The sequence below is a fragment of the Bartonella sp. HY328 genome, assembly GCF_025449335.1.
Classification (GTDB): Bacteria; Pseudomonadota; Alphaproteobacteria; order Rhizobiales; family Rhizobiaceae; genus HY038.
In genome coordinates this window covers 1,233,082-1,248,184 of sequence record NZ_CP104883.1, presented here as the reverse complement: position 1 = coordinate 1,248,184, position 15,103 = coordinate 1,233,082, and the positions used below count along the sequence as shown (strand labels likewise).

The 15,103-nt window shown below is 41.3% G+C and carries 15 protein-coding genes; 7 read left to right on the top strand and 8 right to left on the bottom strand.

The window, feature by feature from the left end:
* Nucleotides 1-324: 324 nt before the first annotated feature.
* The 3 genes from ntrC to dusB are packed head-to-tail and all read right to left on the bottom strand — an operon-like array spanning nucleotide 325 to nucleotide 3,961.
* Nucleotides 325-1,785, bottom strand: coding sequence for a nitrogen regulation protein NR(I) (gene ntrC / locus N5852_RS05245; RefSeq protein WP_262099374.1), 1,461 nt, complete (start codon nucleotides 1,783-1,785; stop codon nucleotides 325-327).
* The gene (locus tag N5852_RS05240) at nucleotides 1,782-2,957 is read right to left on the bottom strand and encodes a two-component system sensor histidine kinase NtrB (RefSeq protein WP_262099696.1); all 1,176 of its coding nucleotides are present in this window, start codon (nucleotides 2,955-2,957) and stop codon (nucleotides 1,782-1,784) included. Before N5852_RS05240 ends, ntrC begins: the two co-directional genes overlap by 4 nt.
* On the bottom strand, nucleotides 2,957-3,961 hold the full coding sequence (gene dusB, locus N5852_RS05235; protein ID WP_410004232.1) for a tRNA dihydrouridine synthase DusB: 1,005 nt from the start codon (nucleotides 3,959-3,961) through the stop codon (nucleotides 2,957-2,959). The genes N5852_RS05240 and dusB overlap by 1 nt, the downstream gene beginning before the upstream one ends.
* Nucleotides 3,962-4,355: 394 nt before the next feature.
* Between dusB and gstA the strand changes: the two genes are divergently transcribed.
* Nucleotides 4,356-4,964 (top strand): glutathione transferase GstA, encoded by a 609-nt coding sequence (gene gstA / locus N5852_RS05230; protein WP_262099371.1) that lies wholly within the window; start codon nucleotides 4,356-4,358, stop codon nucleotides 4,962-4,964.
* 144 nt (nucleotides 4,965-5,108) lie between these two features.
* Nucleotides 5,109-6,389 carry a glycerate kinase type-2 family protein gene (locus N5852_RS05225; protein WP_262099370.1) on the top strand — a complete coding sequence of 427 codons (1,281 nt, stop codon included), beginning with the start codon at nucleotides 5,109-5,111 and terminating at the stop codon, nucleotides 6,387-6,389.
* Nucleotides 6,390-6,453: 64 nt separating this feature from the next.
* On the opposite strand, the gene N5852_RS05220 is transcribed toward N5852_RS05225, so the two are convergent.
* The 3 genes from N5852_RS05220 to N5852_RS05210 all read right to left on the bottom strand — a co-directional run bounded on the left by N5852_RS05220 (nucleotide 6,454) and on the right by N5852_RS05210 (nucleotide 9,406).
* On the bottom strand, nucleotides 6,454-7,680 hold the full coding sequence (locus N5852_RS05220; protein ID WP_262099369.1) for a lytic murein transglycosylase: 1,227 nt from the start codon (nucleotides 7,678-7,680) through the stop codon (nucleotides 6,454-6,456).
* A 388-nt stretch (nucleotides 7,681-8,068) separates the two neighbouring features.
* Complete coding sequence (locus N5852_RS05215; RefSeq protein ID WP_262099368.1) at nucleotides 8,069-8,581, bottom strand: ClbS/DfsB family four-helix bundle protein; 513 nt, start codon at nucleotides 8,579-8,581, stop codon at nucleotides 8,069-8,071.
* Nucleotides 8,582-8,626: 45 nt separating this feature from the next.
* Nucleotides 8,627-9,406 (bottom strand): glycoside hydrolase family 25 protein, encoded by a 780-nt coding sequence (locus N5852_RS05210; protein ID WP_262099694.1) that lies wholly within the window; start codon nucleotides 9,404-9,406, stop codon nucleotides 8,627-8,629.
* 285 nt (nucleotides 9,407-9,691) lie between these two features.
* Here N5852_RS05210 and N5852_RS05205 point away from each other — a divergent pair, with 285 nt between their 5' ends.
* The 5 genes from N5852_RS05205 (at nucleotide 9,692) to N5852_RS05185 (ending at nucleotide 12,339) form a co-directional block, all read left to right on the top strand.
* Nucleotides 9,692-10,048, top strand: coding sequence for a hypothetical protein (locus N5852_RS05205; protein WP_182418991.1), 357 nt, complete (start codon nucleotides 9,692-9,694; stop codon nucleotides 10,046-10,048).
* Nucleotides 10,045-10,770 (top strand): J domain-containing protein, encoded by a 726-nt coding sequence (locus N5852_RS05200; protein ID WP_262099367.1) that lies wholly within the window; start codon nucleotides 10,045-10,047, stop codon nucleotides 10,768-10,770. The genes N5852_RS05205 and N5852_RS05200 overlap by 4 nt, the downstream gene beginning before the upstream one ends.
* A complete protein-coding gene (locus tag N5852_RS05195; RefSeq protein ID WP_262099366.1) occupies nucleotides 10,767-11,534 on the top strand; it encodes an N-acetylmuramoyl-L-alanine amidase in 768 nt (255 codons plus the stop codon). The genes N5852_RS05200 and N5852_RS05195 overlap by 4 nt, the downstream gene beginning before the upstream one ends.
* Before the next feature lie 189 nt (nucleotides 11,535-11,723).
* Nucleotides 11,724-11,969: a hypothetical protein gene (locus N5852_RS05190; RefSeq protein ID WP_182418989.1), complete on the top strand. Its 246-nt coding sequence runs from the start codon at nucleotides 11,724-11,726 to the stop codon at nucleotides 11,967-11,969.
* Nucleotides 11,970-12,192: 223 nt separating this feature from the next.
* Entirely contained in the window at nucleotides 12,193-12,339 is a 147-nt protein-coding gene (locus N5852_RS05185; RefSeq protein WP_262099365.1) for a hypothetical protein, read from the top strand.
* A gap of 203 nt (nucleotides 12,340-12,542) precedes the next feature.
* On the opposite strand, the gene hemN is transcribed toward N5852_RS05185, so the two are convergent.
* Both hemN and N5852_RS05175 read right to left on the bottom strand, forming a co-directional pair.
* Complete coding sequence (hemN, locus tag N5852_RS05180; RefSeq protein WP_262099693.1) at nucleotides 12,543-13,877, bottom strand: oxygen-independent coproporphyrinogen III oxidase; 1,335 nt, start codon at nucleotides 13,875-13,877, stop codon at nucleotides 12,543-12,545.
* Nucleotides 13,878-14,072: 195 nt separating this feature from the next.
* Complete coding sequence (locus tag N5852_RS05175; RefSeq protein WP_262099364.1) at nucleotides 14,073-14,855, bottom strand: cyclic nucleotide-binding domain-containing protein; 783 nt, start codon at nucleotides 14,853-14,855, stop codon at nucleotides 14,073-14,075.
* Nucleotides 14,856-15,103: the final 248 nt, after the last annotated feature.

Genomic DNA, 15,103 nt, shown 5'->3' with positions numbered 1-15,103 from the left:
ACTACCAAACCATGATATAAGTTCGGCCATCTGATTATTCAATAGCTTAACCTAAAGGGTAAAAGCGATTGAACTATGATGGATTTATCCTACCAAAGCACGTAAGTCCATCAATAATGCCAACCTATATACATATTAATTTTTAATTGACAAGAAAAAATCTTAACTCTTTTACCATGCATTACTGGACATATTTAAGCTAAAATGGATTACCCATTTCCTCAAACTTACATTACCACAAAAAAAAATAATTAAAACATAAACTTAAATAGATGGTTCTTGCTATATGTCATTTATATTAACTTAACAACAATTTAGATTATTTTAATTGCCGTTCATGCCGCGATAAATATTCACACCAAGATCACGGATTTTCTTGCGCAAAGTATTGCGGTTAAGCCCCAATAATTCTGCCGCTTTAATCTGATTACCTCGCGTTGCAGTAAGACAAGCCAAAATTAATGGATATTCCATTTCAGCCAAGACACGGTGGTAAACCCCCTCGGGTGGCAAATCATTACCAAAAGAGGCAAAATAGCGTTGCATATTAAATTCGACAGCTTGCGCAATTGATATTGTTTCAAGCACTGCGCTATCTGCACCAGCCATGGCATCTTTTTGGCGATCAGGTTTAATCTCCGCCTCGATCACATCGGCATTGATGGCTTCTTGGGGATATAAAGCGGCTAAACGGCGCACTAAATTTTCAAGCTCTCTTACATTGCCTGGCCAGCTATAACTGCGCATAAGGTCCAGCCCCTCGCTGGTGATATATTTTACCGGCAGACCATCTTCAGCAGCATTTTTGAAAAAATGCCGCACAAGATCGGGAATATCTTCCGCCCGCTCACGAAGGGCAGGCAAACGCAAGGGAACAACATTTAAGCGATAATAAAGATCTTCGCGAAATAGTCCTTGATTAATTAACAGCCGCAAATCCTTATTGGTGGCAGCTACAATACGCACATCGGTTTTAATTGGTGTACGACCACCAACTGTCATATATTCGCCTTGCTGTAAAACACGTAAAAGACGAGTTTGTGCATCCATTGGCATGTCACCAATCTCGTCTAAAAAAAGCGTTCCGCCATTGGCTTGTTCAAACCGACCGCTTGAACGGGTTTGCGCACCGGTAAATGCGCCTTTCTCATGGCCGAAAAGTTCAGATTCAATCAGATCTTTTGGAATTGCAGCCATATTAATTGCAACAAAAGGGCCTTTTTTGCGGCGACCATATTCGTGCAAAGCGCGCGCAACCAATTCCTTACCGGTACCCGATTCACCCGTAATCATGATGGTAAGATCTGTCTGCATCATACGCGCTAAAATGCGATAAATATCTTGCATGGCTGGCGAACGCCCCACCAATGGCATTGTATCGCCAACATCGTCATTTTTTGCAACATCGGCTTGCTTTTTCGGCTCCGCCATAGCGCGGCCAACAATTGCAATAAGTTCGCTTAAGTCAAAAGGCTTTGGCAGATAATCATAAGCCCCTGCTTCCGATGCTTTTATAGCCGTCATAAAGGTATTTTGCGCGCTCATAACAATAATTGGCATATCAGGGCGGATTTTTTTTATGCGCGGCAAAAAATCAAAGGCATTTTCGTCAGGCATAACAACATCAGTTACAACAAGATCGCCCTCTCCTGCGGCAATCCACCGCCAAAGAGTTGCAGCATTGGGGCTTACTTTTACATCATATCCAGCACGTGATAGAGCTTGATTTAATACGGTACGAATGGCTGCATCATCATCAGCGACTAGAATTGTTCCCTTGCTCATATCCCAATCTCCTGCTTAACACCTTGCGTATCTTCAACCTGCACGTCTTGAATTTGCGCGTCTTGCGGTCGCCACATCGGCATTAAAATGCGAAAAACCGTGCGCCCAACTTCTGAATCACATTCAATTACCCCGCCATGATCATTAACCACCTTAGCAACCAATGCAAGACCAAGGCCCGAGCCATTAACCTTACTGGTAATAAAGGGATCAAAAAGATGTGGCATAATATCTTCAGGCACACCAGGGCCATTATCTTCGACGCAAAATTCCATCGGCAATGCGATTTTATGGCCTTGCCCTTGGACCGACAAGCGAATACCTGTACGATAGGCGGTTGAAAGTGTAATTACGCCATCTTCACGTCCCTGCAATGCCTCCGCAGCATTTTTGACCAAATTTAAAAAGATCTGGATAAGCTGATCACGATTAGCAAAGACCGGCGGTAAGGATGGATCATAATGCTCAATAATCTGGATATTGCGCGCAAAGCCACTTTTAGCAATTGTTTTTACGTGATTTAAAACAAGATGGATATTGACTGGAAAACGCTCAATGGGTCGATCATCGGAAAACACCTCCATACGATCAACCAGCGCGACGATACGGTCGGTTTCGTCTTGGATCAAACGGGCAAGCGAGCGATCCTCATCGCCCACCACCGCCTCCAATAATTGGGCTGCCCCACGAATACCAGATAATGGATTTTTAATCTCATGAGCAAGCATTGACGCAAGACTGGTGACAGAGCGCGCCGCGCCGCGATGGGTCATTTGTTTATCAAGTTTTTCAGCTCGCGATTTTTCTTGAAATAGAATAACCACAGCCCCTTGCGGTTCAAATACAGGATGCACAAATACATCAATCAATTTATCGCGCCCAAGCTTGGGCGAAGAAATGTCAACTCTATATTCAGTTATTGGAATTTTAGTTTGCCGTACCTGATCGACCAAGGTTAAGAGTGGACTACCAAAGGGTAAGAATTGCGCCAAACGACTTTTGGCTAAAGTGCTTGCGCTTGTTTTAAAAAACTGCTCTGCATCGCTATTGGCATAGCAAATCAAACCACCACTCGCCACCATTACAACAGGATGAGAAACAGCATCCAAGACCAAAGCAGCAAGAATATCTTTTGGGGGAAAGTTTTGCGCCCCGTAATTTCCATTATCCATCATGCCACCCTTTGCTTATGATCGTCACTATCTTTGTTTGCGCGCCCTAAAATATCCGCAAGTAGAGTAATTGTTTTTTCTGGCTCAAGCTCAGTGACTAACGCCATACGCTCATCGGCACTATAAAGCCCTGCACTATGGCGCGATATATACCAATCAAGATGCTTACGGGCATGACGTTTACCTGCAAAAACTCCATAATAGGATAGCATATCTTCATAATGGCTGATTGCATAAGCTCCAATATCATCAGGCATAAATCCATCAACCATAAAGCCACCAAGCCAAGGCTGCCCATAACAAGCACGCCCCACCATAACAGCGTCAGCCCCTGAAATCTCCATGAGCTTCAATGCATCTTCTACGCACGTAACATCACCATTAGCAACTAGCGGTATCTTTATACGTTCACGCACTTTTTTAATTGCCTGCCAATCGGCATTGCCTTTGTAAAATTGCATTCTGGTGCGCCCATGAACGCTTACCATTGCAACGCCCGCATTTTCGCAGCGTTGTGCAATTTCAGGAGCATTAATACTCTCATCATCCCAGCCAAGACGCATTTTAACCGTGACTGGTACATTAACAGCACCAATAACCGCATCAACAAGCTGCAAAGCAAAATCAGGCTCTCGCATTAAGGCTGAGCCGCAATAGCCACCTGTTACTTTTTTAGCAGGACAGCCAAAATTAATATCAATAATGTCGGCGCCTTCATTTTGTGCAATACGAGCAGCCGCTGCCATAAGAGAGGGATCACGGCCAGCTAGTTGCACAACATGTTGACCAATACCATCGGATGATAAGCGCAAATGACTTTCTTTGCGCGCGCTAACCAATTCGCCACTTGCCACCATTTCAGAAACAACTAGACCCGCTCCCGCTTGCCAAGCTCGCAACCGAAAAGGTAAATCAGACACACCCGACATCGGCGCAACCAGAACGCGATTGCGAATAGTCACGTCACCAACAGTGAAAGGGGTATTTAGTAGCGACACTAGCAAACTCCTGATTTTCTTAAGCCTAAGTTTTAACCAATTTTTATAAAAGATCAATAAAGAGGCAAAAAATCACCTGATTTAAATTAAATAAGCTCTAAAAAAACTATAAAACATATCATTTTGCTGTGCAAAGCCACATGAGACAGATTTTAAGCGCAAACTTTTAACCACTATCATCATTTAAAAATCAATTTACCGATTTTTGCACAATATAAGGATCTTATTAGTTGATAAAATTGAAGTGAATTTATTATCAATTGTAAAAAGTTTAGCATTTAGGTATTGTCAATGGAAATGCGACAATTTGTCGATATTTAACCATCTTCTAGCTTAATAAATATTATTTATATTCATCATTGTTAAAAGTTCAACTAAACCAACATTAAGGAATATGATCATGAAGCTATATTTTTCCCCGTTTGCTTGTTCTCTATCCCCTCACATTGCGGCCTGTGAATTGGGTATTAAACTTGACTTGGTTAAAGTTGATTTAGCAAGCAAAGCGACATCAGATGGTCGCAATTACATTGACATAAATCCCAAAGGTTATGTACCAGCATTGGAACTAGATGATGGACGCATCATTACCGAAGGCCCAGCGATTACTCAATATTTAAATGATAATAGTCAAGCTAAAAACCTTGCCCCTGCATGTGGAACATTTGAGCGTGCAAAGGTGCAAGAATGGCTCAACTTCATCGGCACGGAATTACATAAAGGTTTTGGCCCACTTTTTTACCCAGCTACGCCAGAAGAATACAAAAAGCAATCATTTGAAAAAATCCAGACCCGTTTAAAAACCGTTGAAATCGAGTTAGAAAAAGCACAATATTTAGCCAATAATACTTTTTCTCTTGCTGATATTTATCTTTTTGTCGTTTTAAATTGGGCACCACATTTAGGGCTTGACCTATCGGCTTTCCCAGCAATCCAAGCATTTCATCAGCGTATTGGCCAACGTCCAGCAGTAATTGAAGCAATTGCTGCCGAACAGAATTTTAAATAGGCATTGCGCCCCTCTTTGACTATTGAAAGCCGGATTCATCGCATATATTAAAATATTAGTATTATTCGTCTTTCACGTTATAATAGCCAGATAGCTGACATTAATCGGTTATCTGGTTTTTTGTGTCTATAGAGAGGGGAGCTCATGCATAAACAATTTTTTCAAGACATTTTTAACATAGCCGTTACCGCAGCAGATCCATATCTTGCTTTAAAAAAATATTTACCTAAAAAACCACAAGGCAGAACAATTATCATTGGTGCTGGTAAAGGCGTTGCGCAAATGGCCGCCGCTTTTGAAAAGCTTTGGCACGAAGCCGGCAATGGCGAAGTTGAGGGCGTAGTTGTTACGCGCTATGGTTATGCGACCCCATGCAACAATATTTCCGTACTTGAATCTTCACATCCCGTGCCTGATGAAAATGGACTTATTGCAGCCAAAAAACTGCTAGAAAGCGTCAACAATCTTAGTGAAGATGATCTTGTCATTGCCCTTATTTGTGGTGGAGGTTCAGCTCTGCTACCCTTACCGCCGCTAGGCATGTCACTTAATGATGATATTTTACTCAACAAAGCTTTACTGGCAAGTGGCGCACCGATTGACGCTATGAATGCTATACGTAAACATTTCTCGCAGATCAAAGGCGGACGACTTGCCAAAGCGGCGTCCCCTGCCAAGGTGGTTTCGCTCATTGTTTCAGATATTCCAGGTGACGAACCGTCTTTTGTGTCATCAGGGCCAACTGTCGCAAATCATATTAGCAAAGAGCAGGCGCGCGGCTATATTTCTCATTATAAAATAGCATTGCCAGACCATATCATCGCCTATTTTGCCAATGATGATGAAGATGCGCCCCTCCCCAATGACCCAGCATTTCAACGCAACGAAGTTCATGTCATTGCTTCGGCCCGTCAGTCACTGCTTGCTGCCAAGCAATTTTGTGAAAATGCTGGCTTTAACAGCTATATTCTATCAGATGCAATTGAAGGGGAAGCGCGCGAAATTGCCAAAATGCATGGCGCCATTGCTAAAGAAATTGCTCTATTCAATCAACCATTTCAAAAACCGGCAATATTATTATCTGGCGGTGAAACAACTGTAACCATTAGCCAAAGTGATATTGAGGCAGGCGCAAAAGGCGGCCGCAATAGCGAATTTCTGCTATCGCTTGCTTTAACGATAAAAGACATTAACGGCATTTATGGCTTTGCGGCAGATACTGATGGTATTGATGGCTCAGAGGATAATGCTGGGGCTTTTTGTGATTTTAACACCATTGCAGTCATGCAAAAAGCTGGTATTGATGGTGCAAAATTTCTCGCACAGCATAATGCATGGTCAGTATTTTACGCGATTGATAATTTATTTATCCCCGGCCCAACTGGTACTAATGTCAATGATTTACGAATTATCTTAATTAAATAGCAATGTCAGAAACAACAAACATCATGCACCACCAAAAGGCGCATGATGTTTTTATCTTAAAAGATTATAATTTTTCTAACAAATCTTGGGTTGGCCAAGCATCAGCTGGCATATTTAGGCGCAACTGCTCGGCTCTTACAGCATCACGGGTTAAAGCACCGTAAACACCATCAATCTTGCCAATTTCATGGCCACGTGCCAATAATTTTTCTTGCAATGCCTTCATATCATCCGTTGATAGGCCAGCATCAGGATTGCCAAGCTCGAAACTTGGCGCGCCGTTTAATCGTGCAGCAAAATAAGCGACTGTTGTGGCATAGACGATGGATTTATTCCATTCAACAAAAACATCAAAATTATCATAGGAAAGGAAGGCTGGCCCTTTGCGCCCCATTGGCAATACTAGTGATGCATCACCATCATCTGCACCAAGTGGTCCTTGCACCCCAGAAACACCCCAATTTGCCCATTGCGAATGGGGTTTGCGATTTTGACGAGTTGCTTCTTGCCAAGGTACATTTTGTCCAGTAACCCGCACTTCTTCAAGCCAAGGCTGACCACGTTTCCAACCAAGCTCACTAATCATTCGTGCCGCTGTCATAATAGCATCAGCAGTGCTGTTTCGTAAATCTACCTTGCCATCGCCATCACCATCAACACCGCGCTCAAGATAATCTTTTGGCAAAAGTTGCATCTGGCCAATTTCACCTGCCCAAGCACCTTGAGTTTTGGAATCGACAACGCCAGTATCAAAAAGCTTTAGCAAAGCAATAACTTGTGGACGGAATAAATCAGGACGACGGCAATCATGAGCCAATGTCACTAAGGAATTTAAAGTATTAAAATTGCCTTGCACTGCACCAAAATCGGTTTCCAACCCCCAAAATGCTGCAATTACTGGGCCAGGAACACCATAAGTTTCTTCTGCCTTATCAAAAATTGCTTTATATTTTACAAGGTTTTCGCGCCCTTTTTGTAGGCGATTATCGGAAATAACCCGCTTGGAAAAATCCGCAAAGGTAAGATTGAAAATAGCTTGCGAGCGATCGCGCCCCAATACTTTTTCATCTATTTGTGCATCATATAATTCTTGGATAGAATGATCACTCACCCCCTGTGCCTTAGCCTCTTTAGCAACACCATCGAGCCAGTCTTTTAAATTACCGCCACAGGTTGAACTTTGTGCCGCATTTGCAGCTTGCTCAGGAGTATTTTGAGCATTTGCATTTTGAATGAAACTAAAGCCCATCATAGCTGATAAAGCAATCAAAGATATCTTATTAAAAAGCATTTTTATCCTATTGGCTCTTTTACCAAGCCTTATCAAACATTGCGCGAATGTTGGTAATTATAATAATTTTTTCAAAACAGTACTTAAACTATTTAGCCTAATCATAGCCAAAATAAAATAGAACTTTAGCTAAGGAAATAAAAAATATTTGATAAATAGCAAGCCCCTTAAATAGGAACTTGCTAATTTTAGTACTTCAATCTGCACAAACTTTAGTTATCCCCAGTGATCTGATTTAGCGCACCAAAATTTTTGGAATAACTCTAATAAAACAAGCTGTTAAATTGATAAGCAAGAATAAGCAAAACAAAACCGCCATCAACATGGTGTATAGTTTAAATATAATGATTTATCACAGTGCTTTAAAACACACGCTATGTAAAAGCATTTATTTTACATTTAACATTTTACAATATTTACCAATTTTCTTTAACGCCCAATCATAATGCGAACTTGTTGCCGAAATCACATAGCTAGCCAAATTGGTGGATCCGGTAAATTTATAAAATTTCTTGGTAAATAACTGCTCCTCATTAAGCGGCTCGATAAGCTGCATTGCTTTATGATGGCTTTTTTCAAAATCAGCTCTTGCTGTCTCAAATGGAGTTGATTGATGTTTTTGCCAAAATTCAATATTCATTTGCGGATAGGTTTTCCAATTATAAGGCGCTGGTAAAAAAGCGACATCATGACCCGCTAAATTATTTTCAACCCAATGTATCAATAATTGATGCCACTCATATAAATGAATGAGCACATCGCGAATATTTTTATCGCGATCATCAAAAGGAAATAGCCCTAATTGCTGCTCAGCTGATAAGCTATCTATCATATGGTATAGCTTTTGATAGTTTTGTTCAGCAAGGTGCTGTAAACTAGCTTTATCTGTTGGACGCGGCATTACTATTTCCTTTCAAAAACTCTTTATCGAAATTATTGCATTGACTTATTTAATCCATTTTGCCCATTGCTCACGATTGCCAGCAAAGACGTTAATATCGACATTGCCTTCAATTCCAGGAATAACACCCGTACCGGTATATTGCCAGAAAGTGAAAGGATGGGCACTGTATTTCTCATCGGGATGGCCAGCAACTGAACGCAGCCAGAAGGGATAGGCTTTAAACAAGCGTAAATTATTTTCGTCAAAAAAATCAACCGTTGTATAGATAACTGGACGCTTACCATAATGGCGCTCAACAATATCAAGAAACACTTTCATTTCACGGCGCACGGTTTCAGGATCAGGACGCAATTTGCAGGTTGGTGATTTGTCATTCCATTCCATATCGAGAACTGGTGGAAGTGCGCTTTTATCCTTGGGAACATTTGCAATAAACCAACGTGCTTGGTCTTTTGCTGGACGGCAGAAATAATAAAAATGGTAGGCACCGCGTGGCATACCTACATTTTTAGCACGCTGCCAATTCATTGCAAAATTATCGTCAACCCTATCACCACCTTCAGTTGCCTTAATAAAGACAAAAGAAATATTAGCGCGCTTAACCGCATTCCAATCTATTTCGCGCTGATATTTTGAAATATCAGTACCATGGATAGGATAATGCCATGGCTTACGTGCTGCCCATTCATGGGGGTTACTATCTTCAAAACGCGGGCCTGCTCCACTACGCTCGCCTTTAAATTGGCTTTGTGATTTCAAGTCGCCAAGATCAGAAAACATCGAGCCGCAAGCGCTCGGCAAAAGTAAAACACCGCAAGCCATGATCTTAGTAAAAATAGATAAAGGCTTAAAATCGTGTTTTAGCCATGTTTTCCATCTAAAAACTTTACTTCTAGCACAATCATGATTTGCAGCAGCTTCACAATTAGATAATTTTGCTTTAGTCATAGACTGTGCTTTTGAAGTAAATAAATTGGTAAATTTAAAATAATTGTTCGTTTTGACCACTTGAATTCTTTCCTTTTTGGAACAAGTGCCTTTAAGCATTGCATAAAAAGGTAAAAGAATGGCATATATTAACAAATATTTTTTTATAGCGGTGATGGAATGAAAAGAATCCGGTGGGGAAGAGTTATTCTTGTCCTTATTTTGTTCATGATATTAGGTATTGGTGCCTATATCGGGCAAAAAATATTTTTAGGTGGCTCCCCCCTTATCCCAACCCAAGGGGAAACTTTACCTGATGGCTCACCGATAAATTTGCCAGAGCCACCCAAAACACCTGCAACCATGAGTGATGCAGAGCGCGAATCAGCAATTGAGCAAGCACGCCAAGATGCAGTTGCAGCTGCCAAAGCTACCGGCCAAAGCGATGACAACGCGCAAAAGGCTGGTGAGGCAGCCGCAACAAGCGCACGCAAAGCTTTTTATCCAGCACAAACCACTGGAGGCCTTGGCGGGTGAGCGATAATAATTCCAACACTATTTGGTCACTGCTTGGTAGCATTTTACAACATGCAAGCGAGGCTTTTTCAACGGTGATTGAAAGTGTCCGCACTTATTTTGAAGGGGATGCTGAGAAACGCCGGCAAGTCGCGTTTTCGGTAGCGATGATTGCTCTCTCAGCCAAAATGGCTAAAGCCGATGGTATCGTTACCGATAATGAAGTTAAGGCATTTTACGAAATTTTCAGCGTGGAAGAAAAAGACTTAAACCATGTGGCACGTCTTTTCTCGCTGGCAAAGGGCGATATTGCTGGCTTTGATTATTACGCAAAGCGCATTGTTTATCTTTGCAAAGACAGCGAATGCGAATCCTGCCTTTTAGAAGATGTTATTGATGGACTATTCCATATAGCTAAAGCCGATGGTTACATTCATCCAGATGAAATGAACTTTCTACGCCAAGTAAGTGAAATATTTGGCATTACTGCAAGCCGTTTTGAAACGATCACCGCTTATCATTCCGTAAATGGCACGCAAGATCCGTGGACAGTTTTAGGCATCAACCGCAAGATGCCCTTTGCTGAAGCGCGCAAGCATTATCATAAGCTTGTGCAAGAGCATCACCCCGATAAGCTGGCTGCACGCGGCATGCCACCTGAATTTTCTGCAATTGCTAATGAACGACTTGCCCGCATTAACAACGCTTGGGCTTCGATTAAAAAAGAATTGATATTAACATGACCGAAGTTTTGGATAGACCTGATTTTGAAGGCGCAATTTTACGCCCATCGCCTAATTTCAATGAAAGATCTAATAATACTAAGCCGCATATTCTGATTTTGCATTATACTGGCATGAATGATGCTGAAGCTGCCGAAAGTCTGTTACAAGATCCTGCCTCACAAGTTTCCTGTCATTATGTGGTGCGTGAAGATGGTACTATTGTGCAAATGGTTGCCGAATCAAAGCGTGCTTGGCACGCCGGAAAAAGCATGTGGCAAGGGCAAGATGATATTAACTCAAAATCTATTGGTATTGAAATTGTCAATCAAGGACCACTTGGAAATTTTCCAGATTTTCCTTCGCTTCAAATTAAAGCGGTTGTTAAACTTTGCCAATCCATCATAAATCGCCATAATATTGGCGCACGCTATGTCTTAGCCCATAGCGATATTGCACCAGAGCGCAAAATTGACCCTGGCGAAAAATTTCCATGGAAAGACCTTGCTGACAATGGCATTGGCCAATTTGTCTTACCAAGCCCACTTGGCGGCGGCAGGTTTATGAGCCTTGGTGAAAGCGGTCGGCCGGTTGAAGCATTTCAATCCATGCTGGCACTTTATGGCTATCCTTTAGAAATCACTGGAAGTTTTGATGAAAGTACTAAAATTGTAACCGAAGCATTCCAGCGTCATTTTAGGCCAGCCCTTGTTGACGGTGTGGCGGATGCCTCCACCATTGATACTTTACACCGTCTACTCCAACGGCTTGAACGCCTTAGTTAATATTTTACGACCAAGTTAAATCTATTTATTTTTAACTTAAATAGATAAGCCATATTTGCCGCATATTCTTATGCGAGGAAAATTAGGTTAGCACTCTATTTTAAATCTTTCGTTCAGCATTGATATAGAGTAGAACAATTGTAATAGACCTATATGACCTTGCAAGCGGCATGATAAAGAGGAAATACCATGGATGATTATGAAAAAGTCGCCACCGCATTATTAATTCTATTTGGCGCGTTAATCATTGGCGGCCTAATGGCTGTGCATATTGCCGTTGGTAGTAAAGCAGGATTTCTTTTCGCGCTCGGCGGCGGTATTGTTGGTTGGTTCTCAGCTTTTGCGATATTATTTGATCGCCCCAAAATTTATCTTGGTCTCATTGTATTAGCTGTCTTATGCGTTGCAATGTCAGTTGGGCTTTATGTGCGGTAATCGTATTTTATCAATTAGTTATAACTCATCATTGAGCTAGCCGTGAAACGTCAATATCGGCAAAGATTATTGTTGGATTTTTTTTGCCTAATGATGTTTTTTGTAGCAACATGCCAATGCGGCTTAGCTCAACAAAGCGCTAATAAAGATGCAAGCACATTAGAACTTCCACAATTGCCTTTGCAGGGTAAAAAAATTACAAGACTTTATTCCCGATTTCTGGATGGTTGAATTTCTTCAACAAGAAGACCTTAATGGCGATGGCGAGCTAGATACTGTAATGGTTGTCCGCGCTCGCAATTTAGATAATATCAACCATATTGGTGATGATACTTCACCCCTCGGGTCAGGGCCTAATAGCAAAAATTAAGTGAGCGAAATTGAAGTCGCTTAAATTATTAGAAGTAGACGACATCAATGTTTTTTTGCAATTAATTTAATTATATCAATACTGAAGAGTAAAATTACAAAAACTGACTTTTATATGCTAATTGCAACATCAAAATAGTTTAAAATAAAAAACGCGCTAAGTACATTGCTTAGCACGTTATAATCTCTCAAAATTTTTAAAATTTAAACAGCAGCTGAAAATTGCCCCTGCCCATAAGAGCGATAAGTATCAAACAAAGCCGCGAGTGTGCGTACAAATGGCAACCCCTCCTCGGTAACCGAAATAATTGAACCATCAATGGTTACAATATTGTCTTTAACGAGTGATCCCATATTATCAAGTTCGCGTTGGAAATGTTTGATGCCACCATAATCTGCTAGATCGATTTGGAAACGACACATGATTTCACGGATTAAATTGGCACGCAAACGATCCTCATCATCAAGGGCAATACCGCGCTTGGTTGCCATAGTGCCGTCATCGATTGCGCGGCGATATTGACCAATATCAGCAATAGTTTGCGCATAGCCATTATGAAATTCTGAAATAGATGAAACGCCAAAACCAATGAGCGTTGGACAATTATCATCGGTATAGCCTTGGAAGTTGCGGTGTAAACGATCTTCCTTCATGGCAATTGTCATCGGATCATCCGGCTTGGCATAATGGTCAATACCGATTGCTACATAGCCAAGACTATCCAAAGTATCTGCTACGACTTCTGCTTGCTCAAAACGTTCAAAAGCTCCAGGCAATGTTGCCGCATCAATAAGCCGTTGGTTAGCGCGCCGTTTCGGCAAGTGGGCATAACCATAACAGGCAATCCGGTCAGGCTGAAGCGAGCCTACTACACGGCAGGTTTCTTCTAACGAGGCTTTGGTTTGCAATGGCAAACCATATATCAAATCAAAATTAATCCGCATGATGCCAGCGTTACGCAAATTTTTAACGGCGTTTTCAACATCTTCAACGGGCTGAATACGGCCAATCAGTTTTTGCACATCAGGATTAATATCTTGCACACCAAGGCTGGCGCGATTAACGCCGATAGAAGTCATGAGACTTGCCAATTGCGGCGTAACAGTACGTGGATCCAGTTCTATCGCATGTTCGGCATCTTTATCGAAATCGAAAACTTGTTTTAAGGCGACCATTACCTTTTTAAAACTAGCAGGAGATAGAATTGAAGGCGTACCACCACCCCAATGCAAATGAACTAGCTTTGGACGACCTTTTAAATAACCGGCTTGTAGATGGATATCCTTTACCAAGGTATCAGCATAATCCTGAATTACATTCTCGCGTCTAATTGCCTTGGTGAAGCAACCACAATAGTGGCATAACTCAGTACAATATGGAACATGAATATAAACAGAAACAGCTTCACCATTGGCAATCTCACCAAGCCACTGCTTTCGCTCACCATCGCCCACAGCAACAAAATCTGCCGCCGTTGGATAGGAGGTATAGCGAGGCACCGCTTGGATTGCATAATGCAGCAAAGTTTCCTTATTCATCGCCAATTTAACTTTCCAAATCTTTATCTATCTCTATCATTACACCATTACATGCAAATGGTGTATCTTTAAAGTAATTCTACCCATCACAATTAAGGCATATCGCCGCATCTTTCATAAATATGCGCGCCTTAGCATAGCGTAATTTATTAGTTTTTCATAGAAAAAGCTTTACGCCGATCTGCCATATTTCCCTTAAGCAGGTTTATCACGCATACCAGAAAGATGTTGCAAGGTCGCCCGATCTAATAATTGCACCGTATGGGTATCAATTAATCTTATCACCCCTTGTGTTTTCAATTTTGAAAAACAACGGCTCACGGTTTCAATAGTCAGGCCTAAATGATCAGCTATATCGCTGCGATTCATTACCAGATTAACGGGATTATCGATTAAGCCACTTTCAGTCGCACGCTTTGACGACATAAGAAGAAAATTAGCCATTTTTTCAATAGGTGTTAACCGCCCCAATAAGAGCTGATTTTCACGCGATCTTGATAGTGATTTTCTCGTCATCTCAAACAAACGCTCACGCATTTGTGGATAAAGCTCCATCATCTGATCAAGCTCGTGGCGTGGAAATACGCAAAGTGTTGATGGTATTACCGCCTCGATCGTTTGGGTATAATAATCTTCTGCAATCAACCCGATAAACTCACCGGGCATAATAAAGCCTGAGATCTGCCTGCGACCATCAAACAATGTTGAAACAAGCCGCAACATACCACTGCGCAAAGTAAATACATATTTTTTGATGTCACCTTCTTGAACAAGCTCTTGGTTTGTATCAAGTTTTTTGTCAGAAGTAATACTGTCAAGCTCACGTAACATTGTCTCATCAAGCGATGCACATATGGCAATACCATGCACTTGACAATTTTCGCATAAAGTTCCCTTCATGCTCTCGCAACTTAAACTGTCATTAGGCTGAAACAGCATGCCCGACTGTAAAGTCGATTTTTTTATTCTGTCCAACAATTGATTTCCCTAAACACTTTCTAAAATCCCAACCCTACTTTGTCGGCAATTTAAACGTTTACATTCAATTGCACGAATATTCCAATCACATTAACCGATGACCTTAAGTTATAATGGATCAATCCAAAATAAAGGCTTGGCCAAGCGGAAAAACTGTCTAAATACTCTAAATTAAATGTTTATCTCTACCGCCACAAATGGCAAATAAATCAAACAGCCAACATTATTTCACCAAACATCTAAGGCTG

Bases quoted from the DNA above. Each gene is read 5' to 3' on its own strand.
- ntrC (WP_262099374.1), bottom strand. From the start codon at position 1,785: ATGAGCAAGGGAACAATTCTAGTCGCTGATGATGATGCAGCCATTCGT.
- N5852_RS05220 (WP_262099369.1), bottom strand. From the start codon at position 7,680: ATGCTTTTTAATAAGATATCTTTGATTGCTTTATCAGCTATGATGGGC.
- N5852_RS05215 (WP_262099368.1), bottom strand. From the start codon at position 8,581: ATGCCGCGTCCAACAGATAAAGCTAGTTTACAGCACCTTGCTGAACAA.
- N5852_RS05185 (WP_262099365.1), top strand. From the start codon at position 12,193: ATGGTTGAATTTCTTCAACAAGAAGACCTTAATGGCGATGGCGAGCTA.
- gstA (WP_262099371.1), top strand. From the start codon at position 4,356: ATGAAGCTATATTTTTCCCCGTTTGCTTGTTCTCTATCCCCTCACATT.
- N5852_RS05225 (WP_262099370.1), top strand. From the start codon at position 5,109: ATGCATAAACAATTTTTTCAAGACATTTTTAACATAGCCGTTACCGCA.
- N5852_RS05240 (WP_262099696.1), bottom strand. From the start codon at position 2,957: ATGGATAATGGAAATTACGGGGCGCAAAACTTTCCCCCAAAAGATATT.
- N5852_RS05190 (WP_182418989.1), top strand. From the start codon at position 11,724: ATGGATGATTATGAAAAAGTCGCCACCGCATTATTAATTCTATTTGGC.
- N5852_RS05195 (WP_262099366.1), top strand. From the start codon at position 10,767: ATGACCGAAGTTTTGGATAGACCTGATTTTGAAGGCGCAATTTTACGC.
- hemN (WP_262099693.1), bottom strand. From the start codon at position 13,877: ATGAATAAGGAAACTTTGCTGCATTATGCAATCCAAGCGGTGCCTCGC.
- N5852_RS05210 (WP_262099694.1), bottom strand. From the start codon at position 9,406: ATGGCTTGCGGTGTTTTACTTTTGCCGAGCGCTTGCGGCTCGATGTTT.
- N5852_RS05205 (WP_182418991.1), top strand. From the start codon at position 9,692: ATGAAAAGAATCCGGTGGGGAAGAGTTATTCTTGTCCTTATTTTGTTC.